Below are 26109 nucleotides of genomic sequence, written 5' to 3'. Positions count from 1 at the left end.
TATGTTTGCCAACTTGCCGTCGTTAACCCTCTGTTAACCGACACTCGCGTCATTCCAGCCGATCCGCAAGCCAGTTTTCCAGTAAAAAGTGGGCAATTGCACCTTTGCGTGCGGGCAGGATAACCGGGTGGTTGCCGGCAAAGACCTCCATCATTTCCTCACGCGGGACCCACATGGCATGTTCGATCTCCACCGGATCAATGTTGATTTCTTCGCTGGTTGCCTCGCCGTGGCAGCCCATCATCAGCGAGGCAGGAAACGGCCAGGGCTGGCTGGCAAGATAGCTGACCGCGCCGACCTTCACGCCGGCCTCCTCGAACACCTCGCGCCGGACAGCGGCCTCCAGCGTTTCTCCCGGTTCCACAAACCCCGCCAAAAGCGAGAACATACCGCGCGGCCACCCCGGTGAGCGGCCCATCAACACAGAGTTGCCGCGGGTGATCAACATGATCACAACAGGATCAGTGCGCGGGAAATGGCTGGTTTTGCACACTGGGCACTGGCGCTGCCATCCCGCTTGGCCAATATGGGATTTCGCCCCGCATTTTGCGCAAAAGCCATGGCTTTCATGCCAGCTGAGGATCGCTTTTCCGGTTGCGGCCAGTTCGGCATCCCGCGGATCAAGCCATGTCATCACGCGGCGCAATTCGGCAAAAACCATCCCCTCGGGCAAATCCGGGTGGCGCTGTTCGCTTGGATCAAGAAATGCGCCGAGTTCAACCTCGTCCAACCCCTCCGGCTGCCACGCCGACAAATCAAAAGCAAACCGCGCAGCCCCGTCTTCACGGCCCAGCAAGATCGGTTCCTCCTTAGCGTCCGCAAGGACCGGGTGATCCATCGGCAACCGGACAAGTGAAGCAGGCCGATCAGGGGCAATCAAAGGTTTGCCGCGCCAGAACACAATGGCACGGCTGTCTGCGGCGGCACGGGCAAATTTCACCACTGCCGGATTGTCGCGAATCTCTCCGGCGCGGTCCAATGCGGACCCTCCAAAAGTCACCTCTTCCGCGTGACGCATAAACCTATCCCTCTCCAGAACTTCTCTGCCCCTTTGTGTGGCATCTGGCGCAGGGACACAATCCGGCCAATGAAACAGAACTGTCAGTGACCCAAGGTTTCAAGTTCAGGCGTAAGCAGATACTTGCGCTGCATCTTCTGCGGGCCTATATGGAGCGTGAGAGGTTGGTGCGGGCAGGCGCCTCGCCAACCTGGTCAGAGCCGGAAGGCAGCAGCCACAACGAGTCCCGCTTGGGTCGTTATCAATCTCTCACCCTGGCGTATTTGCAAAGCAAATACGCGCAGGACCGACAGGCGCATCCAAGGGATGCTGCCGAGAGGTCAAGCGTCTTTTCGCAGAAACCGCCGAGGAACGCCCCTCACAACTCTTCCCACCTGCTCAGCTTGTAGCGGTGCCGCGCCCGTGCGAAATAGCCGGCCATCAGCCCCCCGAAAATAATCCCGGCAAGAGCGGCCGCACCAGCAGCACTCGCCGGTGAAAACCCCTGCCCGCGCCAAATGATAAACCACATGGCCACGCCCCAGACGAGGCCAAACCAAAGCGCATAGCCTGACCAAATTCGCCAGAAAGGGGCATAATGTGGTGGGCGCGCCGACCACCCTAACCGGCGCTGCACCCGCAAAAGCGGCGGATTGTAATTGGTATCCCACATGTCGGTCGCTTGCAGCTCGGCCAAGGCGGCGGCAAACTTGCGGTCATACTCCGTCACAGCTGACGCGCGGCAAAGGTGTCGCACTGCCCGACATCACCGGTTTCGAACCCGCGAGCAAACCACCGCGCCCGCTGCTCTGAGGTGCCATGTGTAAAGGTATGCGGCTGCGGCACCCGCCCTGCCTGACGCTGTAAATGATCATCGCCGATTTTGCGCGCCGCATTCAACGCCTCTTGCAAATCGCCCTTTTCCATCAGCCCCCGCACGTTTACCGCCCAAATTCCCGACAGGCAATCCGCCATCAATTCCAACTTCACGGTCAACAGATTCGCCTCGGCCTTGCTTGCGCGTTGGCGCGCGGCGTTTACCTTGGGCAGGATGCCCAGTTGGTTCTGCACGTGATGCGCGACCTCATGGGCAATAACATAGGCGGCCGCAAAATCACCGCCGGCGCCCATTTGCTGACTTAACATGGTGAAAAAACTGGTATCGAGATAGGCCTTACTGTCCGCCGGACAATAAAACGGCCCCGTCGCCCCCGACGCGCCGCCACAGGGGCTTTGGGTAACGCCGGAGAACACCACCAGCTTTGGCGGCACATATTCGCGCCCCAGCTGGTCACGGAAAATCTTTGTCCAGACATCTTCGGTTGTTGCCAGCACCTGCGCTGAGAATTCGGTTTCGCGGTTGTCGGTTGCTGTAACCGGCACGCTTTGCTGGGTCTGCGTGCCGCCCTGCAACAGGGGGCTGACATCGATACCGGTGAAATAGCCGATGGCCAGAACCGCAAGGACCCCGACAACACCGATCCCGCCTGCCCTGCCACCAACACGCCGCCTGTGACCGCCGCCGCGCACCTCGACGTTTCTGCTTCTTCTGATGCCACGTAACCGCATACTCAACCCCTGTATCACTCGCTGGCACATGATGCCCCAGTCGCGGGCGAATTCCAAGCAATCGGACGGCGTGGTTTACCTGCCCCGCCGCACCGCCTACTTTGCAGCGTAACGCCGAATCCCTTCTTGCCGGAGCATGCATGACCGACACCTCAGCCTATCGCGTATTGGCCCGCAAATATCGGCCCGAGACCTTCGTCGATCTGGTGGGACAGGATGCGATGGTGCGCACCCTGCGCAACGCGTTTCAGGCAGACCGGATCGCGCAAGCCTTTGTTATGACCGGCATCCGGGGCACCGGCAAAACCACAACTGCGCGGATCATCGCCAAGGGCATGAATTGCATCGGGCCGGATGGGAATGGCAAGCCCACAACCGAACCCTGTGGAGTCTGCGAACATTGCACCGCAATCATGGAAGGCCGCCATGTCGACGTGATCGAGATGGACGCGGCATCAAACACCGGCGTCGCCAACATCCGCGAAATCATTGATTCAGTGCATTACCGCGCCGCCTCGGCCCGTTACAAAGTTTATATCATCGACGAAGTGCATATGCTGTCGACCGGCGCTTTCAACGCCTTGCTGAAGACGCTGGAAGAACCCCCCGAACACGTCAAATTCATCTTTGCCACCACGGAAATCCGCAAGGTGCCAGTGACCGTGCTGTCACGGTGCCAGCGTTTTGATCTGCGCCGAATTGAACCCGAGGTGATGATTGCCCTGATGCGCAAAATCGCCACCTCCGAGGGGGCCGAAATTGCCGATGACGCTCTCGCGCTGATCACCCGCTCTGCCGAAGGATCGGTACGCGACGCGACATCCCTGCTGGATCAGGCAATCAGCCATGGCGCTGGCGAAACCACCGCAGAGCAGGTGCGCGCAATGCTGGGGCTTGCGGATCGTGGCCGCGTGCTTGACCTGTTTGACATGATCCTGCGCGGGGATGCTGCCGGGGCGCTGACAGAACTGTCCGGCCAATATGCCGACGGGGCTGATCCAATGGCAGTGCTGCGCGATCTGGCGGAAATCACCCATTGGGTTTCCGTTGTTAAAATCACCCCGGAATCCGCCGAAGATCCCACCATCTCACCCGAAGAACGCAGCCGCGGCACCCAGATGGCCGAGACCCTGCCAATGCGCGTGCTGACCCGCTTCTGGCAAATGCTGCTCAAGGCGCTGGACGAAGTGGCCTCTGCCCCCAATGCGATGATGGCCGCCGAAATGGCCATCATCCGCCTGACCCATGTGGCCGACTTGCCCAGCCCCGAAGAGCTGGTGCGCAAGTTGAACAATGCCACGCCACCGCCTGCCCCTGCGCCGGCCGGCGGGGGGGGCAGCGCTGCACAAGGCGGCGGTGCGCAGGCGGTTCATCAGGCTCGAACCCGCATGGCTGCCAACCCTACTGGCACAGGGCAGACCACAGCGCTTGCCCAAGACCTTGACGCCGCCCTCGCCCGCTTTCCAACCTTTGACCATGTGGTCGAGCTGATCCGCGCCAACCGCGATGTGAAACTGCTGGTCGAGGTCGAAACCACCCTGCGCCTTGCCGCCTATCAACCGGGGCGTATCGAATTTGTCCCGACAGACCGCGCGCCCCGCGACCTTGCCCAGCGCCTTGGCGCAAAGCTGCAACTCTGGACCGGCAACCGCTGGGCGGTGACAATCGTGAACGAAGGCGGTGGCGAAACCATCGCCGAAGTCAAGGATGCCAAACAAAACGCACTGATCGCCGAAGTAAAAGCACACCCTCTGTGGCAAGCGGTCATCACCGCCTTCCCCAAAGCCAGCATCGGCAGCATCCGCACACCTGAACAAATCGCCGCTGCAGCGGTCAGCGAAGCCCTGCCAGAAGTGGAAGACGAATGGGACCCCTTCGAGGATGGTTGAACCCGCTCCTTGCGCACCGCATATAGAGACAAACACAGATTAGGAGAGAGCAATGCTCAAAGGATTAGGCGCGCTGGGTGATATGGCCGGCATGATGAAAAAAGCGCAGGAAATGCAGGGCAAAATGGCCCAGTTGCAAGACGATATGGCCAATATCACAGTCACCGGCGAAAGCGGTGCCGGCCTTGTCAAAGCGACCTGCACCGCCAAGGGTGAATTGAAAGAACTTGATATCGATCCGTCCATCTTTAACGGCGACGACAAGGAGGTTGTCGAAGACCTGATCCTCGCCGCCATCAAAGACGCCCAGTCCAGAGCCACCCAGCGGGCGCAGGAAGAAATGGCGAAACTGACCGAAGGCATGGGCCTGCCCGCGGATATGAAACTGCCATTCTAGGCGCCTCGCCCTGGCTTCATCTTGCCCCTAAACTCAATCCCGCCCTCACAAAAGGCACAGACAGTTGAGTTCAACACAGGACATTGACGCGCTGATCGACATGATGGCCAAGCTCCCCGGGCTTGGCCCCCGTTCGGCGCGCCGTGCAGTGCTGCACCTCATTCGCAAACGCGCGCTTTTGCTCACACCACTTGCGGACATCATGCAAACCGTGGCCGCCACCGCCCGCGAATGCCTGAATTGCGGCAATATCGGCACCGCTGACATCTGTGACATCTGCACCGCCAACAAACGCGCCAATGGTGAACTTTGCGTGGTCGAGGATGTGTCGGACCTTTGGGCGATGGAGCGCTCTGGCGTGTTTCACGGACGCTATCACGTGCTGGGCGGCACATTGTCCGCCCTTGATGCCATCGGCCCGCAGGAACTGCGTATTCCGCGGTTGATCGACCGCATCGCCACCGAAGACGTCACCGAGGTGATTCTTGCGCTGAATGCCACCATCGACGGGCAGACCACCTCCCATTACATCGCCGATCAACTGGAGGGGCGGGTACAGTTGACCTCCCTTGCACAGGGCGTTCCGATTGGTGGCGAACTTGATTATCTGGATGACGGCACCATTACTGCCGCCATGCTTGCGCGCAAGAAACTATAGCCGTGTCCCAGCGCTTTTAGCGCCCAGCCTTAAACATGAAACCCAAATTCCCTGCCACGCCATGCGCACTCAAGACATGGGCGATACGAAATGCGTCGGGCTAGAGGTGGTCGGACACTTTAAAAACAAAACGGCCGCCTGCCCCTCCCAAAGCAGACGGCCTTTCCGACCGCGACGTTGTCGTCAAAGGACGATGACATCCAGCGGCGGAAAACCGTTAAATCCGACAAAGCTGTACGCGCTGGTATAGGCACCACGACACCGGTTCATTACCTTATCCTAGTCCAGCAATGCAACAGACAGTTGTAAAGGTGGTTTTTCATACGAATATCGGCACTGCCGCAGGACAGCCCAATGGTGCCTGCATTCGCTTCTTTCGCACGGCGTTCACACCTGACGAACGAATCCGGTCGTAAACTTGGATCATTGCGTGCCACCAATACCCCGAGAGCGCCGTAGGTGGGCAGAGTTTTGATGTCTCAAGTTTAGGGCCAGACGCTTTAACGGCTTCCGCGTAAAATTAAAGTCGTCCCCATTAGCTTTTGATCGCACCCAAAAGGAGAGGCTGGGGTCAGGTGATCCACGTCCTACTCAAAGCGCCAAAGATTCGCGCAGGCGAGAGAATGCAACCGCTGATCATTCTGGCGGCCTCCCGTCGACAACAAAAGGGGCACAGGGTTTCCCCCGCGCCCCTTTGTTTCAAGCAAATCGCTTGGCCCGTTAAAAACGGTGCGCGACGTCTCAGGACTTGGTGTCATCCTCGTCCTTGTCAGCGTCCGTATCAGGCAGCGAAAAGAAGCTATCCGCATCCAGATAATTGCTGTCGTCTTTCTCGTCATCCTCGCCCATATCGTCACCGGATAGTGTAAAGGTCTCAAGCCCTTCGATGGCGGTGGGAATCTTGGGCTCTGCATCCATGCCAAGGCTCTGCTCGGTGCTGACCAGCTTGCGGCGTTCGTCGTCACTCATCACTTCGCCAGCGGCTGCTTTCTTGGCAGCGGCCTTTTGCACGGCGGCGTCCAGCTCGGACTGTTTACACAGGCCCAGCGCAACCGGATCGATTGGTTGAATGTTGGCGATATTCCAGTGGGTGCGCTCGCGGATCGCCTGAATGGTCGGTTTGGTGGTGCCCACCAGCTTGCCAACCTGACCATCGCTCAGTTCGGGGTGGAACTTGACCAGCCAGAGGATCGACGCCGGGCGGTCCTGACGTTTGGACAGCGGTGTGTACCGCGGCCCGCGGCGTTTTTCCTCGCCCTGCGCGGCAGCGTTGAATTTCAACGTCAACTTGTGCAGCGGGTTTTTCTGCGCAGCTTCAATATCATCCTGCGTCAGCTGGTTGTTGGCCACAGGATCAAATCCCTTCACCCCGGTGGCCACGTCGCCATCGGCAATGCCCTGCACTTCCAACTCGTGCATACCGACGAAATCGGCAATCTGCTTGAAACTGATGGTGGTGTTGTCCACCAGCCAAACGGCTGTTGCCTTGGCCATAATCGGTTTTGCCATAATGGTTCTCCTCTCTCAAAACACAACTTTCCCGTCGCCTGAAAAGGCTGTCTCAGTGGATTGAGACGGTTTCCATTGTCGGGGAACTTGACTGGCTTATACTGAGCGCAACAAGATAAGGAAAGACCCAATGCACAAGCTCTTTACCGGCCTCGCGGTTGCGTTCGTCGTGGTCGCCACCGGTGTGCAGGCCAAAAACGACAAGCCCGGTGTGTTCGACTACTACGTGCTGTCCCTCAGCTGGTCCCCCAACTGGTGCCTGCTGGAAGGCGACGCGCGCAACTCGGAACAGTGCGAAACAGGCAGCGGTCATGGCTGGATTATGCACGGGCTTTGGCCACAGTTTCATCGTGGCTACCCGTCTTTCTGCCAAACAGCCGAACGCCCACCTTCACGGGGGATGACTGCAAAAATGGCCGATATCATGGGAACCTCCGGTCTGGCGTGGCATCAATGGAAAAAACACGGCACCTGTACCGGCCTTTCAGCTGCCGCTTATTATGCGTTATCACGCAAAGCCTATGCGCGGGTTACCCGCCCGGCAGTCTTTCGTAAACTTGACCGCAAGGTTCTGCTGCCCGCAGCGGTGGTTGAAGAAGCGTTTTTGAAGTCCAACCCTGATATGTTTGCGGACGGGGTGACAATCACCTGCCGCAACGAACAGATCCAGGAAGCGCGGATTTGTTTGTCAAAAGACCTGAACCCGGTACCCTGCGGGCAAGACGTCCTACGTGACTGTACGTTGAAAAAGGCGGGATTTGCACCGCTGCGGTAACCTATACTGACGGTACGGTGCTGAAAGTGCGGACAGTATTTTAAGCCAAAAAGAGGAGAGAATTGCTTCTCCCCTCCTTACAAGAACGCAGAGGTTCTCTTCTTGGCACGGTCATCGGCACTGCTGCCTGTTCCGTGGCTCAATAAACGCAGAGGTTGGTTAACAAACCGTTTCTCTTTTTGGCTTAAAATACTGTCCGCGCTCTCAGCTGCCACCGCCCGCCGGCGTTTGGCGAATTCAGAAACATGTCGCGGGCTTGCCCGCGTCCTTTGGGTCACCCGCCGATATGCAACACAATCTTGCCAATGTGGCCGCTGCTTTCCATACGGGCATGAGCGTCACTTGCGTCCTGCATCGCATATTCGCTGTCCATCACCGGCGCGATACGCCCTGCGTCAAGAAGGGGCCACACCGCCTCTGCCAGCTCCTGCGCAATCCGCGCTTTTGCCAGATCGCTTTGCGGGCGCAGGGTCGACCCTGTCATGGTCAATCTGCGGGTCATCAGCGTGGCAAAGTTCAACTCGGCAACCGGGCCTTGCAGGAAAGCGATTTGCACCAGACGGCCATCTTCTGCCAGAGTTTTGATGTTACGCGCGATATAGTCCCCGCCAACCATATCAAGGATAAGGTCGGCCCCGCCTTCAGCGCGCAAGACATCAACAAAATCCATATCGCGGTAATTGATCGCGGCCTCCGCGCCCAATCCCACACATGCGGTGCATTTTGCATCCGTTCCAGCCGTTGCAAAGACACGCGCGCCAAAGGCATGGGCCAGTTGAATCGCCGTTGTACCAATCCCCGAGGATCCGCCATGTACCAGAAACCGCTCGCCCGCCTTTAGTCCGCCACGCATAAAGACGTTGGACCAGACGGTGAAAAACGTTTCCGGCAGACATGCGGCCTCTTTCATGCCCAGTCCCTCAGGCACGCGCAGGCAGTGGGCCGCCGGCGTGGCCACATATTCGGCATACCCACCACCGGGCAACAGGGCGCAGACCTGATCGCCGACATTCACCCCTGTAACGCCCGCTCCAATGCTGACCACCTCACCGGAAGCTTCCAGCCCGGGCAGATCGCTGGCCGTTGGGGGTGGCGCGTATTTGCCGGCACGTTGCAAAGCATCCGGCCGGTTCACCCCAGCATAAGCCACCTTGATCACGACCTGTCCGTGCTGCGCTTGCGGCACGGGCCGCTCCACCAATTGCAGGACTTCCGGGCCGCCGGGCTGGGTGATTTCAATTGCGCGCATTGTGTCGGTCATCGGGTTTCCTCTGTATCTCTTTAGTGGAAAACATATAACCGCGCACGCCGGAGCGCACGCGGTTTGTCATTCCTATTCAAATGGCGTGGTGTCTGCCCAAATTCAGGCGCGCGAGAAAACACTCGCTGGACGGGCGCGGGCCAGACCGGCGGTGATCAAGCCCGCCAGAACAACCTTGACGATATCACCGGGGATATACACGCCGAGGATCGCCAGTGTTTCCAGCAAGCTTTTGTCCAGCACGCGCATGAACCCCAGCACACCGCAGAAATAAAGCGCCAGAATGCCTCCAATAACCGAGGCCACACCAGCCGCCAGTGTGATCGGCATCCGGCGGGTTTTCTCCATCACAAGGCCGGTGACAAAGGCAGCAACAGGAAAGCCAATGACAAACCCGACAGAGGGGCCAGCAAAGACACCCAGTCCACCGCGACCACCTGCCAACAATGGCAGGCCAAGCGCCACCAGCGCCACAAACAGCAGCGCCGCCAGCCCACCACGTTTTGACCCCAGAACGGTGCCGCACAACATCACCCCTAGGCTTTGCGCTGTGATCGGGATGCCGGAGGCCAGCATCAATGTGGGCATGAGGCCAAGGGCCGCAATCAGGGCGGCGAAGACGGCGATAAGAGCAACTGAACGTTCCATGAGGACTTCCTTAAATTGGTTGACGCAGAGGTAAGATGTTTCTGCGACACGTTCAACGTGAAACAAGGAGGCGGTGGCAGTCAAACACCGCCGCGCGCCCGCAGGGCCTCGGCGACGCGTTCGGCATCATCGATCGCCAAAACGGCGAAGGGAATGACAATCCGCCAGCCGGCGCGCTTTGGGCTACGTGCCCGCCATGCCGCGACCAGTGCCTCGCCTTTCAGGGCAAGCACGGGGGTGAACCGGATGACCAGCGCCATCGCAAGTTCGATCCGACGCGGTGGAATGCCAAACCAGCGTACCGGCGAGATCAGCACCCGCACCACCGACATCATGTCACTAAGACGCGTTGTCATGGTAACAAGATTGGCCAGCCCCACTGCCGTCAGCATCCGGAAACAGATTGCCGCCCCACCGGCAACATCACCGATCACGACATGCCAGCCAAAAATCAGCGCCACAAAGGGCCACAGCCCCCACAGCCGCCGCATCCCGCTGCGCAAAAACACCCGTCCAGGCAGGGCATAGAGCAGCACGGAGGCACAGAGAAATCCAAGGTGCCACCAAATGCTGTCCAACGAGAACAGCAGTACAGTGGCAACGCATAACGCGCCCAGCTTAAGGCCGGCAGGCCAACCGTGGGCTCGTGTTCTAACCGGCGAGGTCAGAGAGATCATCGCCACCTCCCAATCGCAACATTTGCTGCTCAAAGGCGTGCAACACAGGTTTCGCATCACCGTCTTGTAGAATGCGACCTTCGTCGATCCACAGCACGCGGTCATACACTTCCAGCATGGCGGGATCATGGGTGATCAGCACAAGACAGACATCGAGACCGTCCAGAACCCGCGCCAATTGCCGGGTCGTTGGGATGTCCAGTCCGGCAAAAGGTTCATCCAGCACAATCACACGCGGGGCCATGGCCAGCACCGACATCAGGCAGACCAGTTGCCTTTGCCCCTGTGACAGCTGATGGATTGCCGCGCCGGCCCAATGGGCCTTACCAAAGCGGTGCAGCATAGCGGCAACAGCGGTTTCAATCTCGGGCTTGTTCTGCCCCAGCTGCGCCAAACCAAAGGCGAGTTCTTCTTCGACTGTTGGGAAAATGATCTGGTGGTCAGGGTTTTGAAACAGGATGCCGACTGCGCCCAGCGCCGCCTTTCGGTCACGCGCCACATCGACACCGCCAATACGTACCGTGCCTGCGTCCGGTGCCAACAGCCCGGCGATGATCCGCGCCAACGTGGTCTTGCCAGAGCCGTTGCGCCCGACGATCCCGATCCGTTTGGCGTCTGTTTCAAGGGTAACCCCCGAAAGCACAGGTTTGCCATCCGGCAAGTATGACAAGTCTTTCAGGGCAATCAACGGGGAAGTCGGGGGGCGCATCTTGTCTCGCATCATCTGGGTCAGGCGTTGCCTAACAGGTCATCTGATGAAGTAAAGGGAGCCAGCCCCCCTGACGAACACTGTTGCTAGGTGTTCAGTCCCGTCGCGCAGTCCATGAACCGGGAAAATCCCCCTTGGGAAAGCGCACTGGTGCCTTGATCCGGCCCAACAACCAATTTGGCCCCGCCATCAGCTTGCCCAGCGTCGGGTTCTTGTTGACCTGCGCTTTCAGTTTTTCGATCTGCATCACATTGTCGATCCGCCGGTCGAGAAATGCCCAGGTGGCGGCGTGCCCTTCGCTTGTGTCCCCCAACCAGAACAACACCGTTGCTGAATAGACGCCGCTTAGCGTCATGCGTTTCGAATACCAGTTGAAATCATCCGAAGTATCGCCCAGCGCCTCCCAGATATGATCCGCTGTCCCCCAGACCAGCTTTGCACCATCCGGCGCATAGGGCGGCAGGGCAAACAGCGTGGTGCCGCGCCGGACGGCTTCCTTGTCACCAACAGCTTCCAATCGCAGGCGTACCGCATGGGCAATCCGGTCACGAAAACGCATCGCACTCAGGTCTTCATCGCCGAGGGAATCCAACATCTGCTGATCGCCGCGCTGGTGATAGGCCACGGCCAGATCGACCGCCCCACGGGGACAAACGGCGCGGGCCACCGTTTTTTCCACGCCACTGTCCGCGACAGCCGCCTCGAAAGTGGCCTCGCTCCATCCATCAAAGGGCACATGCGGCAGCGCTGCATCCAGCAAGAGGTGTTTTGGGTCAGACATATTTGGTCCTTTTCAGCAGGTCAGGAAGACTCGACAAACGGGTTTGACCTTGATATAGGCCGGTTTCCTGCAAATCCTTGCAACTTTATCCTAGAAAGGTGGTGAAAACCACATGCAGGTTAGTGTTCGTGACAACAACGTCGATCAGGCCCTTCGGGCTCTGAAGAAAAAACTCCAGCGCGAAGGCGTATTTCGTGAAATGAAGCTTAAGCAACATTTCGAGAAGCCGTCAGAGAAAAAAGCGCGTGAGAAGGCGGAAGCGATTCGTCGTTCCCGTAAGTTGGCTCGCAAAAAAGCACAGCGCGAAGGTATGATGTAAATCATTCCCAGCGTTTGCTGAAGAATTAAGAACCCCCGTGGCCTGTGAGGGCTGCGGGGGTTTTTATTTGGGGAGAGGCGAGCGGAAGAAGCATCACCAAACAAGGCAGATCCTTGCCCCAAAGCGTCGGCAACTCCTCAAATGGCTCAAAGCCAACTGCTCTATAGAACTGTCTTGTAGCCTCGTAGTTTGGGTCGGCGTGCCGCTCGGATAGGGTTTTGACTGAAAGGTATGAAAAACCCGCATTTGTAGCGTAATCGAACAGGTGGCGCACCATAGCTTTTCCCAAGCCACTGCGATGGTTGGCTTTATCCACCCCCATTGAGTGAATCTCGCAGTTTCTTCCAAAATGTTCCGATATAGAAATATAGCCGACAACAGCGCCATCCATGCGCGCAACGACCACTGGAGAATGCCCGGCATGGGCAATGTACATATCCAAAGCCTCGGCGTCTCCAAACCACTCAGGCAGAGACTTCAATATCCGACGACAGTCTTGCGCGGCACCAATGGAAAGAAGCTTGATATCCATTTTCGCAAATGAGCAGCAGTCCAGCTTAAGCGAAATGGGCACTCAATCAATGTTCACACCACAGGCAACGCCGTCGTTTTAAACACGGTGCGCAGCGCAAAGCTCGATTGCATCCCTTGAACCCCCGGCAGGCGCGCCAGATATTGCCGATGAATCCGTGCAAAATCTTCGGTGTTTTCCGCCACCACCTTTAACAAGTAATCCGCAGAGCCTGCCATCAGATGACATTCCAGCACATCCGGTATCCGCGCCACGGATTTTTCAAATGCATCCAAAATGTCATCGGCCTGCCCGCGCAGGGTGATTTCTACAAACACCGTTGTCGGCACGTTCAACATACGGGCATCCAACAAGGCAACATAGTCCTTGATATATCCCTCTTTCTCCATCCGCTGGACCCGCCGATGACAGGCGGAGGGGGACAGATGCACGTCGTCAGACAGTTCTGCATTCGACATCCGGCCGTTTCGCTGTAAGGCGCGCAGGATACGCCGATCAATCTCATCAAGGCTCATATGCGCAAAAATCTCGCGTGGATTAACACTATTTTGCAAAGGTATCCGAAAAATGGACTGAAACGCCACGGCTATTCGTGCCCCTTTGCAGTCGAAGCTGCCTAAATATCAGGCACAATGCGAACAAAAGGACGCAAAAATGAAAATTGGTTGCCCAACAGAGATTAAACCCCAAGAATTCCGCGTCGGCCTGACGCCAAGTGCCGCACTTGAAGCCATCAATGCCGGTCACGAAGTGATCGTGCAGGCGGGTGCCGGTCAGGGTGCCGGCTTTGAGGACAGCGATTACGAGGCCGCCGGTGCCCAGATCATCGGCACCGCTGCCGAAATCTTTGCCGCTGCCGATATGATCGTCAAGGTAAAGGAGCCCCAGGCAGGCGAACGCAAAATGCTGCGTGAAGGGCAGTTGCTCTTTACCTATCTGCACCTCGCGCCCGATCCAGAACAGACCAAGGATTTGCTGGCCTCTGGCGCCACATGTATCGCCTATGAAACCGTCACAGACCGTACCGGCGGGCTGCCCCTGCTGGCACCGATGTCCGAAGTTGCGGGTCGTCTGGCCCCACAGGTTGGCGCGTGGACTTTGCAGAAAGCAAACGGCGGGCGTGGCGTGTTGATGGGCGGCGTGCCCGGCGTTGGTCCGGCCCGCGTTGTGGTGATCGGTGGCGGTGTTGTTGGCACCCACGCGGCCCGTATCGCGGCCGGTATGGGCGCGGATGTAACCGTGCTGGACAGATCTCTGCCCCGGATGCGCTATCTGGATGACGTTTATGGCGGTACGTTCAAGACCTCCTATGCGTCCGCACAGAACACCATCGAACTGGCCCGCGAGGCCGACATGATCATCGGTGCGGTCCTGATTCCCGGTGCCGAAGCGCCGAAACTAATCAGCCGCGCACAGCTCAGCGAGTTGAAACCCGGCGCGGCCCTTGTGGACGTTGCGATTGACCAGGGTGGCTGTTTCGAGACATCCAAAGCGACCACGCACCAAGACCCCGTTTATGAAGTTGACGGCATCATGCACTACTGCGTTGCCAACATGCCGGGAGCGGTTGCGCGCACCTCGACCATCGCATTGGGCAACGCCACCATGCCTTTCATGCTTGACCTTGCCAACAAGGGCTGGCGTCAGGCCTGCGCAGATGACGAACACCTGCTGAACGGGTTGAACGTTCACGCGGGGCAGTTGACTTATCACGCAGTAGGCAAAGCACTGGGTATTGACGTGCTGTCACCAAAACTCGCGTTGAAAGCGTAAGACAAAAGGCAGGCCGGACAACACATTCCGGCCTGCCGATTTTTTCAGGACCGCCGCGCCGATATCTCGCGGATCACAGCAATGGCCTCTGGTGGCGGCGTTTGTTCAATGCGCCGGTAATCCGTCCCGTCGGCATTGCGCGACACCAGTTTGAGCCCGATCAGGCTGCGCCGCAAGATCGCGGCATCCTCAAACAGATGCGCCTTGTTCAACAGCCCGTTCACATCGCGTTCCTGCATCACCTCGCCGCGTGGCAGGTGTGACCAAAGCACCCAAAGGCACAACTCCTGCACAAACCGTTTCGACGGCCAACGGATCAGCTGCCCGGCATCGTCGAACTGCTCTAGGCATTTTTCGACCCGTTTGAAATCCGCCTGCGGTGCTGTGTCTGCTAACCGTCCCTTGGCCGCCTCAGATGCGCGCAAATGTTGGTAATTTCGAAACCCCGAGGCACGGGCCAGCATGTTCAGCAAAGCAAGATGCGACGGTTTTCCATCCGTATCCTTGAGCTGAAGCGACAAAGATCGCGCAAAGGGGGTGATATCCGCCACCAACAGCGGAATGGCTTCTTTTGACATGTCATGTCCTTTAGTGCCGCAAAAGATCCGTGGTCGCTGACTTACGGACGCGGCATTGAACAGATGTATCAATGAAGCGTGAACGGCAGCTTTAGCTTTCCTTGCGAAACAGCGACGCCTTGGTGACTGCCAACCAAGGGCTTTCTAGCGCAGCTTTGCTGGCCGGACAACAAAAACAAGAAAGGCCCACCATTTGGCAGGCCCTTCCGATCTCTCAAACATCCCTATCAGGACTTTTGCAGCGCCTTCAGGATGTCAGCCAACAGCTCTTCTTGTGTTGGACCAGCTGGGGCTGCCTCGGCGACAACCTCTTCTTCCTTAACCGAGTCTTTCGCTTTGTTCACCGCTTTGACCAGCATGAACACAACCCATGCAATGATCAGGAAGTTGATGACCGCCATAATGAAGGCACCATAAGCAAAGATTGCACCACCCGTTTCGCGTGCAGCTTCCAATGATGCGCCAGCAGGCACTTCGCCGCTAAGAACCGCATATTTGTTGGTGAAATCAACACCGCCGGAAACCAGACCGATAATCGGGTTGATCAGATCACCCACCAGCGATGTCACAATGGCCGTGAAGGCCGCGCCGATGATGATACCAACTGCCATGTCCATGACATTGCCTTTGGCGATGAAGTCTTTGAATTCTTGAATCATTACTTGTCCCTTTTTTCCACTTACGTCCGCTGTTTGTTCAGTCGGCTCGTTACCGCACATGCCCTAGCACATCACCGCACATCGGTAAGGCTGTTTTTCGGGGGAAAAACACCTACTTTATCTCAATAACCCACACTGGAGTAAGAAATGCCCGACCTTTCAAATTTTCCCATCACGCAAAGATGGCCCGCACAGAACCCCGACGTATTGCAGCTTTATTCGTTCCCGACACCAAACGGGGTCAAAATTTCAATTGCGCTGGAGGAAATGGGCATTCCTTACGAAGCCCATAAAGTGACGCTGTCCGATGCCGACGTGAAAAGCGCGCAATTCCTGTCCCTCAACCCCAACAACAAAATCCCCGCGATCATTGACCCGAACGGGCCAGACGGCGCGCCGCTTGGTCTGTTTGAATCGGGCGCGATCCTGATTTACCTCGCAGAAAAATCAGGCCAATTCATGGGGACATCAGCACGTGAAAAAGCAAAGACCCAGCAGTGGCTGATGTTCCAGATGGGTGGCCTTGGCCCGATGCTGGGGCAGCTCGGATTCTTTTACAAATTCGCCGGTTCAGAATGGGAAGATAAACGCCCCCAAGACCGCTATGTCGCCGAGGCCAAGCGTCTGCTTTCTGTTCTAGAGGGCGAAATGGCGGGCAAGGACTGGATCACTGGCGCATATTCCATCGCGGATATGGCGATTGCGCCGTGGCTGCGGGCGCTGGATTTCTACGGTGCCAAGGACCTGCTGGGCTGGGATGATCACAAGAACCTCGTGGCCTATCTTGAGCGTTTTACCGCCCGCCCTGCTGTGCAAAAAGGGCTGGTAACACCGCCGCGCGATTAACCCTTTGCGGGCCACAGCTGCGCTGCGAAATAGCCGCGGCCCGCACATCAAACGATCCTAGGGCATTCTGCCGCACAGTGTTCAGGGCTTTCGCATCACCTTGAAATCAACCCGATGGTCGCTGCCGTCATCTTCATTTGAACCTTGCGACAGGGGCGCACGCGCGCCATAGCCCACGGCCTCGATGGCGGCGGGATCAACGCCCAGCAACAGCAGATGATTAAGTGTCCGGTCCGCACGTTCCCAGCTCAGCGCAAGGTTCGCCGCGTCATCACCGCCCCCATCCGCATGTCCGCCCACCATAACATAGGCCGTTTCACAGGCCATGATCCGATCACTGATCCGCGCCATGCCGGCGATATGCTGTGGCGTGATTTCAAAACTGCCGCTGTCAAAGCGCACGATGGTAGATGACAACGCCTGATGAAGCGTTTGTACACAGTCGTCATCAGAGGGGGGCACCACGGGGGACACTTGCGCTGGTACTTCGCCAATCGAAAACGATCCCGGTGCCGGCGGAGACACCATCCGCGCCATTGCCAGAATTTCCAGATCGGGAATGCGCTGTGGTGTAGCTGCGCGGTCAATCACATCAGGTCCGACGTCACCGGTCGCCACGCGCAGGGCGGTCAAAGCACCAACGCCCAGCAGAACCGCAATCGCACCGCTGGCCAAGGCGCGGATCAAGCCCGGACGACCATGGCGCGATGCAGGTTTGAATGGGCTGGGAGGCGGCACCGGCGATTCCTTGAGAGTTCTGCAATATGTTGGGTTTCAGCAAAACCTTACCACCCTATGCGGCCCGTGGCCAAGGACAGCAGGCACCATTTTCACGCCCAGCGCGATTTTCCTGTGGATAAGCCCCCATTCTGCCCCTTGTCGGTGGGTTGCATTTCCACAGGACCGCAAGTAGCACAAACCAAGCAAATTTCGAGGGTGCCCGATGGATGATCTCAAGCAAAAATACCTGAAGCTGATTGCGGATGCGACGGATGAATCGGGTCTGGAAGATATCAGGCTGGCCGCCGTGGGCAAAAAGGGCGAGGTCGCGTTGAAAATGCGCGAACTGGGCAAGATGACGCCGGAAGAACGCCAGACCGTCGGCCCGGCGCTGAATGCGTTGAAAGACGAGATCAATTCAGCACTGGCTGCGAAAAAAGCCGCCCTTGGCGATGCCGCGCTGGACGAACGGCTGCGCTCTGAATGGCTCGACGTGACATTGCCCGTACGCGCACAGCGGCAGGGCACGATCCATCCCGTATCTCAGGTCACCGAAGAACTGACCGCGATTTTCGCCGAAATGGGGTTTTCCGTTGCCGAAGGGCCGCGCATTGACACCGACTGGTATAACTTCGACGCGCTGAACATTCCCGGCCACCACCCTGCCCGCGCAGAGATGGATACGTTCTACATGGCCCGCGCCGAGGGCGACAACCGCCCGCCGCATGTTTTGCGCACCCATACCTCGCCGGTACAAATCCGCACGATGGAGGCCGAGGGCGCGCCGCTGCGCATCATCTGCCCCGGTGGCGTCTACCGCGCGGACTATGACCAGACCCATACGCCGATGTTCCATCAGGTCGAGGGGCTGGCGATCGACAAAGACATCTCGATGGCGAACCTTAAATGGACGCTTGAGGAATTCTTTTCCGCGTTCTTTGAAATTGACGGCATCAAAACCCGTTTCCGCGCCTCCCACTTCCCGTTCACGGAACCCTCTGCCGAGGTTGATATCCAGTGTTCATGGGTCGACGGCCAGTTGCGCATTGGCGAGGGCGACGGCTGGATGGAAGTGCTGGGTTCCGGCATGGTGCATCCGAAAGTGTTGCAGGCGGGCGGGATTGATCCTGACGTCTGGCAGGGCTTTGCATTCGGCATGGGCATCGACCGGATCGCGATGCTGAAATACGGGATACCGGATTTGCGGGCGTTCTTTGACAGCGATCTGCGCTGGTTGCGGCACTACGGGTTTGCGTCGCTGGATCAGCCGAATTTGCATGGTGGCTTGAGTAGGTAGATGTATCTAATTGGGGTCTGGCTTGGGGCTTACTATGATTGGTGGGTAAGGCGGACAGCAAGGCACCCAATTCTGTGGGAAGCAGGCACGTTTCTGATGCAATTCCCTCTGCTATTTCTTCTCTGGATTGTTCCGCCTATCTGGATTCTTGTTTTGTATCCCGTGATGGCATTGCTTCTGGTTCCGGCTTACTTGGCAGCATCTAGGAATCGCAGTGCAGTGCAGGAAAAAGCAACTAAGGCATGGCGGAGAACCAAACAGGTTCAAAATCTCATTAAACGTAGTGGTAAGAACTAACGCAATATCTGAGCACCAAGCACGGAATCAAGGCTGCTTGCAGCCGCCGTGCCATCGCCTACCCGCCCCATCGGGTTGGCGATTTGGTGAGGCTGGGAGTGACCTCGATAGAATTCATCACAGCTGAAACATAAACTGCCAGAGAACCAGCGTGGTATCGCCACCCCGCGGGCCGTCGATGGCACGGCGCGCGTTGGTGCAATCAGCAAACCGCATTGATCCCCGCCCCGTTTGGCGATACCGACTGAACCCAAGCACACGCACGAGGATTGAGACATGAAATTCACGCTTTCCTGGTTGAAAGACCATCTGGAGACCACGGCCACGGTCGATGAAATCTGCGAAACCCTGACCGATCTTGGCCTTGAGGTTGAGGGCGTCGAGGATCGCGGGGCACGGCTGCGTGATTTTACCATTGGGTATGTCAAATCCGCCGAAAAACACCCCGATGCCGACCGGCTGAACGTCTGTCAGGTTGAGACCGACGAAGGCGTGATGCAGATCATTTGCGGCGCACCGAACGCCCGCGCGGGGATCACCGTGGTTGTCGCCAAACCGGGTGTCTATGTGCCGGGAATTGATACAACCATTGGCGTGGGCAAAATTCGGGGGGTCGATAGCTTTGGCATGATGGCGTCCGAGCGCGAGATGGAGCTGTCGGAAGAGCATGACGGCATCATCGAACTGCCCTCTGGCGAGGTTGGGCAGTCCTTTGTTGATTGGCTGGCGTTGAACGATCCGGCCAAGGTTGATCCGGTGATCGAGATTGCAATCACCCCGAACCGCCCCGATGCTCTGGGTGTGCGCGGCATTGCGCGTGATCTGGCCGCGCGGGGCTTGGGCACGTTGAAGGCGCGCGATTGCGAACCGGTTGCAGGCACCTTCCCTTGTCCGGTTAGCGTCACGATTGACGAGGACACGCTGGAACAATGTCCTGTGTTCTATGGCCGTGTGATCAAAGGCTTGAAAAACGGCCCCTCGCCGGCGTGGTTGCAGGATGCGTTGCAGGCGATTGGCCTGCGCCCGATTTCCTTCCTTGTCGATGTGACAAACTTTTTCACCTATGACCGCAACCGGCCTTTGCACGTGTTTGACGCAGATAAGATTGCTGGCAATGCCCTGCGTGTGCACCGCGCCAAAGGGGGTGAAACGCTGATGGGGCTGGACGACAAGGAATATACATTTGCAGAGGGTATGACCATCATCTCCGATGCCAATAGCGTTGAAAGCATCGGTGGTGTGATGGGTGGTCTCGCGACGGGTTGTACCGAAGAGACCACAAATGTCTTCCTTGAGGCAGCCTATTTCGACCGGGTCCGCACCGCCTATACGGGCCGTGCGCTCAAGATCAACTCGGATGCGCGGTATCGTTTTGAACGCGGTATTGACCCCGAATGGACACCGCATGGCATCGAACATGCAACGCGGATGATCATGGATCACGCGGGGGGAGAAGCCTCTGATGTGGTGGTCGCCGGTGCCATTCCTGATACCAGCCGCGCTTACAAACTGGACACGGATCGTGTGCAATCATTGGTTGGCATGACGATTCCGGCAGAAACCCAACGGACGACCTTGACGGCCCTTGGTTTCACGCTTGAGGGCGATATGGCCCATGTGCCCAGCTGGCGCCCCGACGTGCAAGGCTCTGCCGATCTGGTAGAGGAAGTCGCGCGGATCGCCTCCTTGACCAAGCTGGAAGGCGTGCCTTTGCCGCGCCTCAGCGCCGGTGTGCCCCGCCCAATCCTGTCACCGATGCAGCGGCGTGAAGTGGCCGCACGGCGGGCAGCGGCGGCTTTGGGATACAACGAATGCGTTACCTACAGCTTCATTGATCAGGCATCCGCTGCTTTATTCGGTGGTGGCACAGACGAGACCCGTCTGGAAAACCCGATCAGCGCCGACATGAGCCATATGCGCCCTGCCTTGCTGCCCGGTTTGCTGGCCGCCGCGGCGCGTAATCAGGCGCGTGGGTTTGCCGACATGGCCCTATTCGAGGTCGGCCCCGCCTTTCACGGTGGAGAGCCGAAAGAACAGCACGCGCTGGTCAGTGGCTTGTTGATCGGACGGACCGGCCCGAAAGATGTGCATGGGGCTTCGCGGCCCGTTGATGTCTATGATGTCAAGGCAGATGCCGAGGCGGTGCTGGCGGCGATGGGCGCACCTGCGCGGGTGCAAATCCTGCGCGGCACATCGAGTGAATGGCATCCGGGCCGCCACGGTATGATCTGTTTGGGTCCGAAAAAAGTGCTGGGCATCTACGGCGAAGTGCATCCGAAGATTCTGACGGCGATGGATGTGAAAGGCCCTGCGATGGCGTTCACATTGTGGCCCGAACAAGTGCCAATGCCACGCAAATCCGGTGCCACACGTCCCGCGCTCAAGATCAGCGATTTGCAAGCAGTCGAGCGTGATTTTGCCTTTGTTGTCGATGCCGATGTCGAAGCGTTGATTTTGGTCAATGCGGCGATGGGGGCCGACAAAACGTTGATCACCGACGTTCGCGTCTTCGATGAATTCATTGGTGGCAGCCTGGGCGAAGGCAAAAAATCGCTGGCCATCACGGTCCGATTGCAGCCCGAAGGCAAGACCCTGAAAGATGCCGACATCGAGGCAGTCGGAGCCAAGGTCATCGAAAAGGTGGCCAAGGCAACGGGTGGCGTGCTGCGCGGGTAACGCTCAGCTTAATGCCTCGGCAAGAAGATCAAACACCAGCCTGATGCGCGGGCTGGTGTGGACCTCGCGGTGGGTGACCAACCAGACAGGATAGGTCACATGCAAATGTTCCGGCAGTATCTTTTCAAGGTCGGGTGATTTCGCCGCCACCTCGGCGTCCATCGCACTGATGCCCAGGCCCGCCCGGCACATTTCCCATGCGGCGACACCATTTTCCGAAATAATGCGAAAGTTCTCCGGTGTGATCGGGATGCCCATGTCGACCATATAGCGGTGCATCCGCACCACCGGCCCGAGGGCAATCCAGTCATGTAGCGCCAGATCATCCAGTGTTTTGGGGCGCCCTCGGGCGTCGAGATATGCGGTGGTCGCATAGAAATACCCGCTTCGTTTTCGCAACAGGCGCGCGACAAGGTTGGGATGATCGGGCCGAACATTGCGCACGGCGATATCTGCATCACGCTGCATCAGGTTTTCTATGTCATTTGACGCCACCACTTCGACGCTGATCTGCGGTGCCCGCAAGCGCAGCGCACGCAGCACCTGCGGTAAATCATGAACCGACGTGACATCGCTGGCGGTGACCCGTACCAAACCGCTAAGCTCAGAACGTTGACCGCTGGCCGCCAGCGACAACCGCAGCGCGGCGCTGCCCATGTCTCCCGCATGGATCAACAGGGCGCGCCCCGCGTCGGTCAATGTCAGGGTGCGGCCATTGCGTTCAAACAGCATCAGGTCCAACGCCGCTTCCAGGGCAGCAATCTGCCGGCTCAACGTTGGTTGGGTCAGCCCCAATGCCCGCGCCGCCGCTGACAGGGATCCGTTTTCGGCCGTGGCAAGAAAAGCGCGCAGGTGGTTCCAGTCGGTCAGCGATAAATCCATACAAATACGTATATATAGCCTGCAAATTTCGTCAATTCTCGCCACACCCATACATTGATATTGAGTTGGAGGTGCCTCAATAAGGAAAACCTCATGTCACAAGCTTCAAAGTTCTGGGACAAGAACGCTCTGAAATATGCCGCGGCCCCAATCCGGGACCAACAGGCCTATGCCTATACGCTTGAACGAACCCGCAGGTATCTGAATGCGGAGGATAAAGTGCTTGAAATCGGGTGCGGCACCGGGTCAACCGCCTTGCTGCTTGCCCCAAACGTAGCACAGTTCACCGGCACTGATATCTCCCCCGGAATGCTGCGGATCGCGCGGGAAAAAGCGGCAGAACAGGGCGCACAAAATCTTGGGTTTCATGTGGCGACCGCCGCACAGGCGGCCCACGATGCCGCTGGCATGAATGTGGTTTTGGGGTTCAACATCTTTCATCTCACTGAGGATCTGGAGGGCATACTGGCCTCCCTGTCCGAAATACTAGAACCCGGTGCTTTACTGATCACCAAAACCCCCTGCCTGAGCGAACCATCCATTGGGATAAAGCGGTTTCTGTTCGGTGCCCTGATTCCGGTGATGCAGCTTGTCGGCAAGGCCCCGTTCGTGCGCAAGCTGAGCTTTGCAGACCTTGAGGCGCTGATAACCGCTGCGGGTTTCGAGATTATAGAGGCCATCAGCAAGCCCAGCATGAGCCGCTATCTGGTGGCGCGGCGCAAGACGGGGTAGCGGCCTTTAGGCTGGACTGTTCCATAGGCAGCGCAATGATGCCGGCAGCAGGGTCTCATAACAATCTGGATGTGCATACGGGGCGCAAAACCCGTCAATGCACGTGAGCGTCCTGTCCGCTTTCGCGCACCTCGGCAATTGTCGTCGCGGCCAACCGCTCAATCAGACTGCGTTCGATATCCGCCATCACCCCGGCGACTTTCTTTTGCAAAACGTGCTCGATAGAACAATCTGGCGGCTCCATCTCATCGGGGGACGCAATCAGGCTTTCGTCAAGCGCAAGATAAACATCCGCCAAGGTAATCTGCTGGGGGGGCCGGGCAAGCCGCCAGCCACCTGCATGGCCCTTTTCCGAGGTCAACAGGCCGGCCTCTCTCAGCTTGCCCAAGACACGCCGCACAACAACCGGATTCGTGCCCGCATGGCTGGCAATATCCGCCGAAGTCTGCACGGCATCGGGATCACCGGCCATATGACCCAAGGTATGCAGTGCAAGCGACAGACGGGAATTGCGTTTCATCGGCGTGATTTCTCCAAGGCGCGCGGTAATGTAACATTTATTGTTGCATTGATCTAGTAACTGAGTAAGTTGCGTGATGCTTAACGCAACCTATGGAGCTAACCATGTCAGATACCCGCCTTCCCGTCACGGTCCTTTCCGGCTTTCTTGGCGCGGGCAAAACCACGCTGCTCAATCGCGTGCTGAACAACCGTGATGGCCGCCGTGTCGCCGTTATTGTCAACGATATGTCCGAAGTGAACATCGACGCCGATCTGGTGCGGGCGGACACGGAACTGAGCCGCACAGACGAAACCCTTGTTGAAATGTCCAATGGCTGTATCTGCTGCACCCTGCGTGATGATTTGCTGGAAGAGGTGCGGCGTCTCGCGGATGAGGGGCGATTCGACTATCTGCTGATCGAATCTACAGGCATCTCAGAACCTTTGCCGGTCGCCGCGACATTTGATTTTCGTGATGAATTCGGCAACAGCCTTGCCGATATTTCCCGTCTCGACACCATGGTCACCGTCGTTGATGCAGCAAACCTGCTGAATGATTTTTCCAGCCACGATTTCCTGAGGGATCGGGGCGAGACGCTAGGCGAAGAGGATGAACGCACCCTTGTACATCTGCTGACCGACCAAATCGAATTCGCTGACGTTGTGATCCTGAACAAGGTGACCGATGCCGGCCCCGAGCGTGTGGACGCCGCGCGCAAGATCATTCGCAGCCTGAATGCAGATGCGCAGATTATCGAAGTCGACCACTCCGAAGTCCCCGCTTCAGCCATTCTGGACACCGGCTTGTTCGATTTCGAAAAGGCCCATGAACATCCGATGTGGGCGAAAGAGCTCTATGGCTTTGCCGATCATGTTCCGGAGACCGAAGAGTATGGGGTCGCGTCATTCGTTTACCGCGCGCGTCTGCCGTTCATCCCTGAACGGATTCTGGAGGTACTGAATGGCGATATGCCCGGTGTTATCCGGGCCAAAGGGCATTTCTGGATTGCCACCCGTCCGGGCTGGGTCGCTGAATTTTCGCTGGCGGGGTCGTTGTCGAGTGTTAAGCCCTTGGGGACATGGTGGGCATCGGTCCCGAAAGAAAGCTGGCCGGACCATGAAAGTGCCAAAGCCTATATGCAAGCCCATTGGCAAGAGCCGTGGGGCGATCGCCGGCAAGAGATCGTTTTCATTGGTGCTGGCATTGACTGGCCGGCATTAAGGGCACGGCTGGATGCCTGCTTGGTGCCAGCAGTTGCGGCAACCAGCCCTGATAACTTGCCCGACTATCCCGATCCTTTTCCGCTCTGGCGCCGGGCCGAGGAAGCGGCATGACGCTGGTAGCGGAAAAAGTCAAAGGGGCCGTTGGCGGGGTTGTCGTGACCCCGTCTAGCCAAGGTCTGGCCGCGTTCAAACGGCCAGACTGCGCCGCCGCAATCTGGCACAGGCGGCCCCGGCCCGAATTTCAGGCCTGGATTGATGGGCTTCAACCTGAAAACCTGCCGAATGGTCGGGTCATCCTGCACCGCAGCGCCTTTCGTGCGGCGCTGACCGAGTTATGCGACATCGCCAAAACGCCGCCATGCCGCGAGCGTGAACAACTGATCAACGATGCGACCACACAGGCCGCGGTTTTTGCCGATCTTATGGAAACCCAGTATCTGCGTTTGCGCCTGCAAGCCGTAACAACAAACGCCTGTCGGAAATTTCACATTGATGCTGTCACAGCCCGTTTGGTCTGCACCTATCGTGGTATCGGGACACAATATGGGGTTTCCAACGACCGGTCAGACCCCGAGCGAATTTTCACTGTCCCGACCGGCGCACCAGTGCTTTTGCGGGGCACACTTTGGCCGGCAACGCCGGCACGCGGTCTGCGTCACCGGTCCCCACCGATTGAGGGAACGGGCGAAACCCGGTTGGTGCTGGTGATTGACCCAATTACCGATCCGGAGGACGCGTGATGAACCGGAATTTGGGCGCAACCAGCCTGCGGCGTAAATCTCGGCCAGAAGATCCAATGAAAAGTTATGACAGCTTGCCCCAACCACTGCGGCACTGGCTGTCGCAGGCGACGCTACCGTGGTCGCCTACATCAGCACGTCGTTTGTGGAAGAAGTTTAGCGCGAAGGGACTGACTACCCAAGAAGCGCTGCTTGCCCTTTCCGCAGCAGAAGCACGGATGTTGGCACGTGATCGCTCGGGCCTGCCCGGGTGATCCTTCGGGAGGATCTACAACCATCAGTAAGGAGATTATCAAAAACCGTTGACCCGCGGTGTGTGTTTCATCGTTGTATGATTACGGTAATTTTGGATTATTGATTTTTCATCGTAGAGAGATACGTTTTGAATTGAAGTCTTTATTAGGTTTGGCGATGACCTACTCTCCCACGCCTTAAGACGCAGTACCATCGGCGCTAAGGCACT

29 protein-coding genes and 1 other RNA gene are annotated in these 26109 nt (G+C 57.9%); 14 read left to right on the top strand and 16 right to left on the bottom strand.

The genetic code is table 11. The features are described from left to right. Positions 1–49: 49 nt before the first annotated feature. Positions 50–1018 carry an NAD(+) diphosphatase gene (gene nudC, locus HKX44_RS16635; RefSeq protein WP_276152496.1) on the bottom strand — a complete coding sequence of 323 codons (969 nt, stop codon included), beginning with the start codon at positions 1016–1018 and terminating at the stop codon, positions 50–52. Between the two features lie 157 nt (positions 1019–1175). Here nudC and ffs point away from each other — a divergent pair. Continuing rightward, positions 1176–1273, top strand: an RNA gene (ffs, locus tag HKX44_RS16630) — signal recognition particle sRNA small type. A 103-nt stretch (positions 1274–1376) separates the two neighbouring features. On the opposite strand, the gene HKX44_RS16625 is transcribed toward ffs, so the two are convergent. Next, positions 1377–1727 (bottom strand): DUF6404 family protein, encoded by a 351-nt coding sequence (locus tag HKX44_RS16625; RefSeq protein WP_276152495.1) that lies wholly within the window; start codon positions 1725–1727, stop codon positions 1377–1379. After that, positions 1724–2566: a neutral zinc metallopeptidase gene (locus tag HKX44_RS16620; RefSeq protein WP_276152494.1), complete on the bottom strand. Its 843-nt coding sequence runs from the start codon at positions 2564–2566 to the stop codon at positions 1724–1726. The genes HKX44_RS16625 and HKX44_RS16620 overlap by 4 nt, the downstream gene beginning before the upstream one ends. Positions 2567–2706: 140 nt before the next feature. On the opposite strand from HKX44_RS16620, the gene HKX44_RS16615 reads away from it, so the two are divergent. The 3 genes from HKX44_RS16615 to recR all read left to right on the top strand — a co-directional run bounded on the left by HKX44_RS16615 (position 2707) and on the right by recR (position 5510). Then, positions 2707–4455, top strand: coding sequence for a DNA polymerase III subunit gamma/tau (locus tag HKX44_RS16615; RefSeq protein WP_276152493.1), 1749 nt, complete (start codon positions 2707–2709; stop codon positions 4453–4455). Between the two features lie 52 nt (positions 4456–4507). Then, positions 4508–4852, top strand: coding sequence for a YbaB/EbfC family nucleoid-associated protein (locus HKX44_RS16610; protein ID WP_276152492.1), 345 nt, complete (start codon positions 4508–4510; stop codon positions 4850–4852). A 64-nt stretch (positions 4853–4916) separates the two neighbouring features. Then, the gene (gene recR / locus HKX44_RS16605; RefSeq protein WP_276152491.1) at positions 4917–5510 is read left to right on the top strand and encodes a recombination mediator RecR; all 594 of its coding nucleotides are present in this window, start codon (positions 4917–4919) and stop codon (positions 5508–5510) included. A 741-nt stretch (positions 5511–6251) separates the two neighbouring features. Here the strand turns inward: recR and HKX44_RS16600 are convergent. Beyond that, positions 6252–7019: a DUF1013 domain-containing protein gene (locus HKX44_RS16600; protein WP_276152490.1), complete on the bottom strand. Its 768-nt coding sequence runs from the start codon at positions 7017–7019 to the stop codon at positions 6252–6254. A gap of 130 nt (positions 7020–7149) precedes the next feature. Here HKX44_RS16600 and HKX44_RS16595 point away from each other — a divergent pair, with 130 nt between their 5' ends. Next, on the top strand, positions 7150–7794 hold the full coding sequence (locus HKX44_RS16595) for a ribonuclease T2 (protein WP_276152489.1): 645 nt from the start codon (positions 7150–7152) through the stop codon (positions 7792–7794). 274 nt (positions 7795–8068) lie between these two features. On the opposite strand, the gene HKX44_RS16590 is transcribed toward HKX44_RS16595, so the two are convergent. The 5 genes from HKX44_RS16590 to HKX44_RS16570 form a co-directional block, all read right to left on the bottom strand. After that, positions 8069–9055: an NAD(P)H-quinone oxidoreductase gene (locus HKX44_RS16590; RefSeq protein WP_276152488.1), complete on the bottom strand. Its 987-nt coding sequence runs from the start codon at positions 9053–9055 to the stop codon at positions 8069–8071. Positions 9056–9157: 102 nt separating this feature from the next. Then, positions 9158–9703 carry a biotin transporter BioY gene (locus tag HKX44_RS16585; RefSeq protein WP_276152487.1) on the bottom strand — a complete coding sequence of 182 codons (546 nt, stop codon included), beginning with the start codon at positions 9701–9703 and terminating at the stop codon, positions 9158–9160. An 80-nt stretch (positions 9704–9783) separates the two neighbouring features. After that, positions 9784–10380 (bottom strand): energy-coupling factor transporter transmembrane protein EcfT, encoded by a 597-nt coding sequence (locus HKX44_RS16580; RefSeq protein ID WP_276152486.1) that lies wholly within the window; start codon positions 10378–10380, stop codon positions 9784–9786. Then, entirely contained in the window at positions 10355–11089 is a 735-nt protein-coding gene (locus HKX44_RS16575) for an ABC transporter ATP-binding protein (RefSeq protein WP_276152485.1), read from the bottom strand. Before HKX44_RS16575 ends, HKX44_RS16580 begins: the two co-directional genes overlap by 26 nt. A 94-nt stretch (positions 11090–11183) precedes the next feature. Next, positions 11184–11870, bottom strand: coding sequence for a COQ9 family protein (locus HKX44_RS16570; RefSeq protein WP_276152484.1), 687 nt, complete (start codon positions 11868–11870; stop codon positions 11184–11186). Positions 11871–11982: 112 nt separating this feature from the next. Between HKX44_RS16570 and rpsU the strand changes: the two genes are divergently transcribed. Then, positions 11983–12189 carry a 30S ribosomal protein S21 gene (gene rpsU / locus HKX44_RS16565; RefSeq protein ID WP_025043397.1) on the top strand — a complete coding sequence of 69 codons (207 nt, stop codon included), beginning with the start codon at positions 11983–11985 and terminating at the stop codon, positions 12187–12189. Positions 12190–12214: 25 nt separating this feature from the next. Here the strand turns inward: rpsU and HKX44_RS16560 are convergent, their stop codons facing one another. Next, positions 12215–12721, bottom strand: coding sequence for a GNAT family N-acetyltransferase (locus tag HKX44_RS16560; RefSeq protein ID WP_276152483.1), 507 nt, complete (start codon positions 12719–12721; stop codon positions 12215–12217). A gap of 53 nt (positions 12722–12774) precedes the next feature. After that, a complete protein-coding gene (locus tag HKX44_RS16555) occupies positions 12775–13236 on the bottom strand; it encodes an Lrp/AsnC family transcriptional regulator (protein WP_276152482.1) in 462 nt (153 codons plus the stop codon). A gap of 139 nt (positions 13237–13375) precedes the next feature. Here HKX44_RS16555 and ald point away from each other — a divergent pair, with 139 nt between their 5' ends. After that, a complete protein-coding gene (gene ald, locus HKX44_RS16550) occupies positions 13376–14494 on the top strand; it encodes an alanine dehydrogenase (protein ID WP_276152481.1) in 1119 nt (372 codons plus the stop codon). Between the two features lie 44 nt (positions 14495–14538). Here ald and HKX44_RS16545 read toward each other — a convergent pair whose 3' ends face one another. Together HKX44_RS16545 and mscL are read right to left on the bottom strand one after the other, a co-directional pair. Next, complete coding sequence (locus HKX44_RS16545; RefSeq protein WP_276152480.1) at positions 14539–15072, bottom strand: DUF2087 domain-containing protein; 534 nt, start codon at positions 15070–15072, stop codon at positions 14539–14541. Between the two features lie 227 nt (positions 15073–15299). Continuing rightward, positions 15300–15731 (bottom strand): large conductance mechanosensitive channel protein MscL, encoded by a 432-nt coding sequence (gene mscL / locus HKX44_RS16540; RefSeq protein ID WP_276152479.1) that lies wholly within the window; start codon positions 15729–15731, stop codon positions 15300–15302. Positions 15732–15878: 147 nt separating this feature from the next. Here mscL and HKX44_RS16535 point away from each other — a divergent pair, with 147 nt between their 5' ends. Next, positions 15879–16577 (top strand): glutathione S-transferase N-terminal domain-containing protein, encoded by a 699-nt coding sequence (locus HKX44_RS16535; protein ID WP_276152478.1) that lies wholly within the window; start codon positions 15879–15881, stop codon positions 16575–16577. 81 nt (positions 16578–16658) lie between these two features. Here HKX44_RS16535 and HKX44_RS16530 read toward each other — a convergent pair whose 3' ends face one another. Next, on the bottom strand, positions 16659–17315 hold the full coding sequence (locus tag HKX44_RS16530; protein ID WP_276152477.1) for an OmpA family protein: 657 nt from the start codon (positions 17313–17315) through the stop codon (positions 16659–16661). A 205-nt stretch (positions 17316–17520) separates the two neighbouring features. Between HKX44_RS16530 and pheS the strand changes: the two genes are divergently transcribed. Beyond that, positions 17521–18594 (top strand): phenylalanine--tRNA ligase subunit alpha, encoded by a 1074-nt coding sequence (pheS, locus tag HKX44_RS16525; RefSeq protein WP_276152476.1) that lies wholly within the window; start codon positions 17521–17523, stop codon positions 18592–18594. A 573-nt stretch (positions 18595–19167) separates the two neighbouring features. Beyond that, a complete protein-coding gene (gene pheT, locus HKX44_RS16520) occupies positions 19168–21567 on the top strand; it encodes a phenylalanine--tRNA ligase subunit beta (protein ID WP_276152475.1) in 2400 nt (799 codons plus the stop codon). Between the two features lie 3 nt (positions 21568–21570). Here the strand turns inward: pheT and HKX44_RS16515 are convergent, their stop codons facing one another. Next, positions 21571–22449: a LysR family transcriptional regulator gene (locus HKX44_RS16515; RefSeq protein WP_276152474.1), complete on the bottom strand. Its 879-nt coding sequence runs from the start codon at positions 22447–22449 to the stop codon at positions 21571–21573. Positions 22450–22542: 93 nt separating this feature from the next. Here HKX44_RS16515 and HKX44_RS16510 point away from each other — a divergent pair, with 93 nt between their 5' ends. Further along, positions 22543–23181 carry a class I SAM-dependent methyltransferase gene (locus HKX44_RS16510; RefSeq protein ID WP_276152473.1) on the top strand — a complete coding sequence of 213 codons (639 nt, stop codon included), beginning with the start codon at positions 22543–22545 and terminating at the stop codon, positions 23179–23181. Positions 23182–23275: 94 nt separating this feature from the next. On the opposite strand, the gene HKX44_RS16505 is transcribed toward HKX44_RS16510, so the two are convergent. Continuing rightward, the gene (locus tag HKX44_RS16505) at positions 23276–23701 is read right to left on the bottom strand and encodes an Rrf2 family transcriptional regulator (RefSeq protein ID WP_276152472.1); all 426 of its coding nucleotides are present in this window, start codon (positions 23699–23701) and stop codon (positions 23276–23278) included. Between the two features lie 104 nt (positions 23702–23805). On the opposite strand from HKX44_RS16505, the gene HKX44_RS16500 reads away from it, so the two are divergent. Genes HKX44_RS16500 through HKX44_RS16490 form a run of 3 tightly spaced genes read left to right on the top strand, consistent with a single transcriptional unit; the run spans position 23806 to position 25900 of the window. Continuing rightward, complete coding sequence (locus HKX44_RS16500) at positions 23806–25017, top strand: GTP-binding protein (protein WP_276152471.1); 1212 nt, start codon at positions 23806–23808, stop codon at positions 25015–25017. Further along, positions 25014–25646: a DUF1826 domain-containing protein gene (locus tag HKX44_RS16495; protein ID WP_276152470.1), complete on the top strand. Its 633-nt coding sequence runs from the start codon at positions 25014–25016 to the stop codon at positions 25644–25646. Before HKX44_RS16500 ends, HKX44_RS16495 begins: the two co-directional genes overlap by 4 nt. Then, positions 25646–25900, top strand: coding sequence for a DUF6525 family protein (locus tag HKX44_RS16490; RefSeq protein WP_276152469.1), 255 nt, complete (start codon positions 25646–25648; stop codon positions 25898–25900). Before HKX44_RS16495 ends, HKX44_RS16490 begins: the two co-directional genes overlap by 1 nt. Positions 25901–26109 lie beyond the last annotated feature (209 nt).

This window comes from Sulfitobacter sp. M05 (assembly GCF_029285175.1).
Taxonomy (GTDB): domain Bacteria; phylum Pseudomonadota; class Alphaproteobacteria; order Rhodobacterales; family Rhodobacteraceae; genus Sulfitobacter.
Note: the sequence above shows the minus strand (reverse complement) of the source record. Positions and strands in the feature narration are given on the sequence as shown.

What these genes read in the sequence shown, in the direction of transcription:
- nudC (WP_276152496.1), bottom strand. Translation starts at nt 1,018, where the DNA reads ATGCGTCACGCGGAAGAGGTGACTTTTGGAGGGTCCGCATTGGACCGC.
- HKX44_RS16620 (WP_276152494.1), bottom strand. Translation starts at nt 2,566, where the DNA reads ATGCGGTTACGTGGCATCAGAAGAAGCAGAAACGTCGAGGTGCGCGGC.
- HKX44_RS16615 (WP_276152493.1), top strand. Translation starts at nt 2,707, where the DNA reads ATGACCGACACCTCAGCCTATCGCGTATTGGCCCGCAAATATCGGCCC.
- HKX44_RS16610 (WP_276152492.1), top strand. Translation starts at nt 4,508, where the DNA reads ATGCTCAAAGGATTAGGCGCGCTGGGTGATATGGCCGGCATGATGAAA.
- HKX44_RS16600 (WP_276152490.1), bottom strand. Translation starts at nt 7,019, where the DNA reads ATGGCAAAACCGATTATGGCCAAGGCAACAGCCGTTTGGCTGGTGGAC.
- HKX44_RS16595 (WP_276152489.1), top strand. Translation starts at nt 7,150, where the DNA reads ATGCACAAGCTCTTTACCGGCCTCGCGGTTGCGTTCGTCGTGGTCGCC.
- HKX44_RS16590 (WP_276152488.1), bottom strand. Translation starts at nt 9,055, where the DNA reads ATGACCGACACAATGCGCGCAATTGAAATCACCCAGCCCGGCGGCCCG.
- HKX44_RS16585 (WP_276152487.1), bottom strand. Translation starts at nt 9,703, where the DNA reads ATGGAACGTTCAGTTGCTCTTATCGCCGTCTTCGCCGCCCTGATTGCG.
- HKX44_RS16580 (WP_276152486.1), bottom strand. Translation starts at nt 10,380, where the DNA reads ATGATCTCTCTGACCTCGCCGGTTAGAACACGAGCCCACGGTTGGCCT.
- HKX44_RS16575 (WP_276152485.1), bottom strand. Translation starts at nt 11,089, where the DNA reads ATGCGCCCCCCGACTTCCCCGTTGATTGCCCTGAAAGACTTGTCATAC.
- HKX44_RS16570 (WP_276152484.1), bottom strand. Translation starts at nt 11,870, where the DNA reads ATGTCTGACCCAAAACACCTCTTGCTGGATGCAGCGCTGCCGCATGTG.
- rpsU (WP_025043397.1), top strand. Translation starts at nt 11,983, where the DNA reads ATGCAGGTTAGTGTTCGTGACAACAACGTCGATCAGGCCCTTCGGGCT.
- HKX44_RS16560 (WP_276152483.1), bottom strand. Translation starts at nt 12,721, where the DNA reads ATGGATATCAAGCTTCTTTCCATTGGTGCCGCGCAAGACTGTCGTCGG.
- HKX44_RS16555 (WP_276152482.1), bottom strand. Translation starts at nt 13,236, where the DNA reads ATGAGCCTTGATGAGATTGATCGGCGTATCCTGCGCGCCTTACAGCGA.
- ald (WP_276152481.1), top strand. Translation starts at nt 13,376, where the DNA reads ATGAAAATTGGTTGCCCAACAGAGATTAAACCCCAAGAATTCCGCGTC.
- HKX44_RS16545 (WP_276152480.1), bottom strand. Translation starts at nt 15,072, where the DNA reads ATGTCAAAAGAAGCCATTCCGCTGTTGGTGGCGGATATCACCCCCTTT.
- mscL (WP_276152479.1), bottom strand. Translation starts at nt 15,731, where the DNA reads ATGATTCAAGAATTCAAAGACTTCATCGCCAAAGGCAATGTCATGGAC.
- HKX44_RS16535 (WP_276152478.1), top strand. Translation starts at nt 15,879, where the DNA reads ATGCCCGACCTTTCAAATTTTCCCATCACGCAAAGATGGCCCGCACAG.
- pheS (WP_276152476.1), top strand. Translation starts at nt 17,521, where the DNA reads ATGGATGATCTCAAGCAAAAATACCTGAAGCTGATTGCGGATGCGACG.
- pheT (WP_276152475.1), top strand. Translation starts at nt 19,168, where the DNA reads ATGAAATTCACGCTTTCCTGGTTGAAAGACCATCTGGAGACCACGGCC.
- HKX44_RS16515 (WP_276152474.1), bottom strand. Translation starts at nt 22,449, where the DNA reads ATGGATTTATCGCTGACCGACTGGAACCACCTGCGCGCTTTTCTTGCC.
- HKX44_RS16510 (WP_276152473.1), top strand. Translation starts at nt 22,543, where the DNA reads ATGTCACAAGCTTCAAAGTTCTGGGACAAGAACGCTCTGAAATATGCC.
- HKX44_RS16505 (WP_276152472.1), bottom strand. Translation starts at nt 23,701, where the DNA reads ATGAAACGCAATTCCCGTCTGTCGCTTGCACTGCATACCTTGGGTCAT.
- HKX44_RS16500 (WP_276152471.1), top strand. Translation starts at nt 23,806, where the DNA reads ATGTCAGATACCCGCCTTCCCGTCACGGTCCTTTCCGGCTTTCTTGGC.
- HKX44_RS16495 (WP_276152470.1), top strand. Translation starts at nt 25,014, where the DNA reads ATGACGCTGGTAGCGGAAAAAGTCAAAGGGGCCGTTGGCGGGGTTGTC.
- HKX44_RS16490 (WP_276152469.1), top strand. Translation starts at nt 25,646, where the DNA reads ATGAACCGGAATTTGGGCGCAACCAGCCTGCGGCGTAAATCTCGGCCA.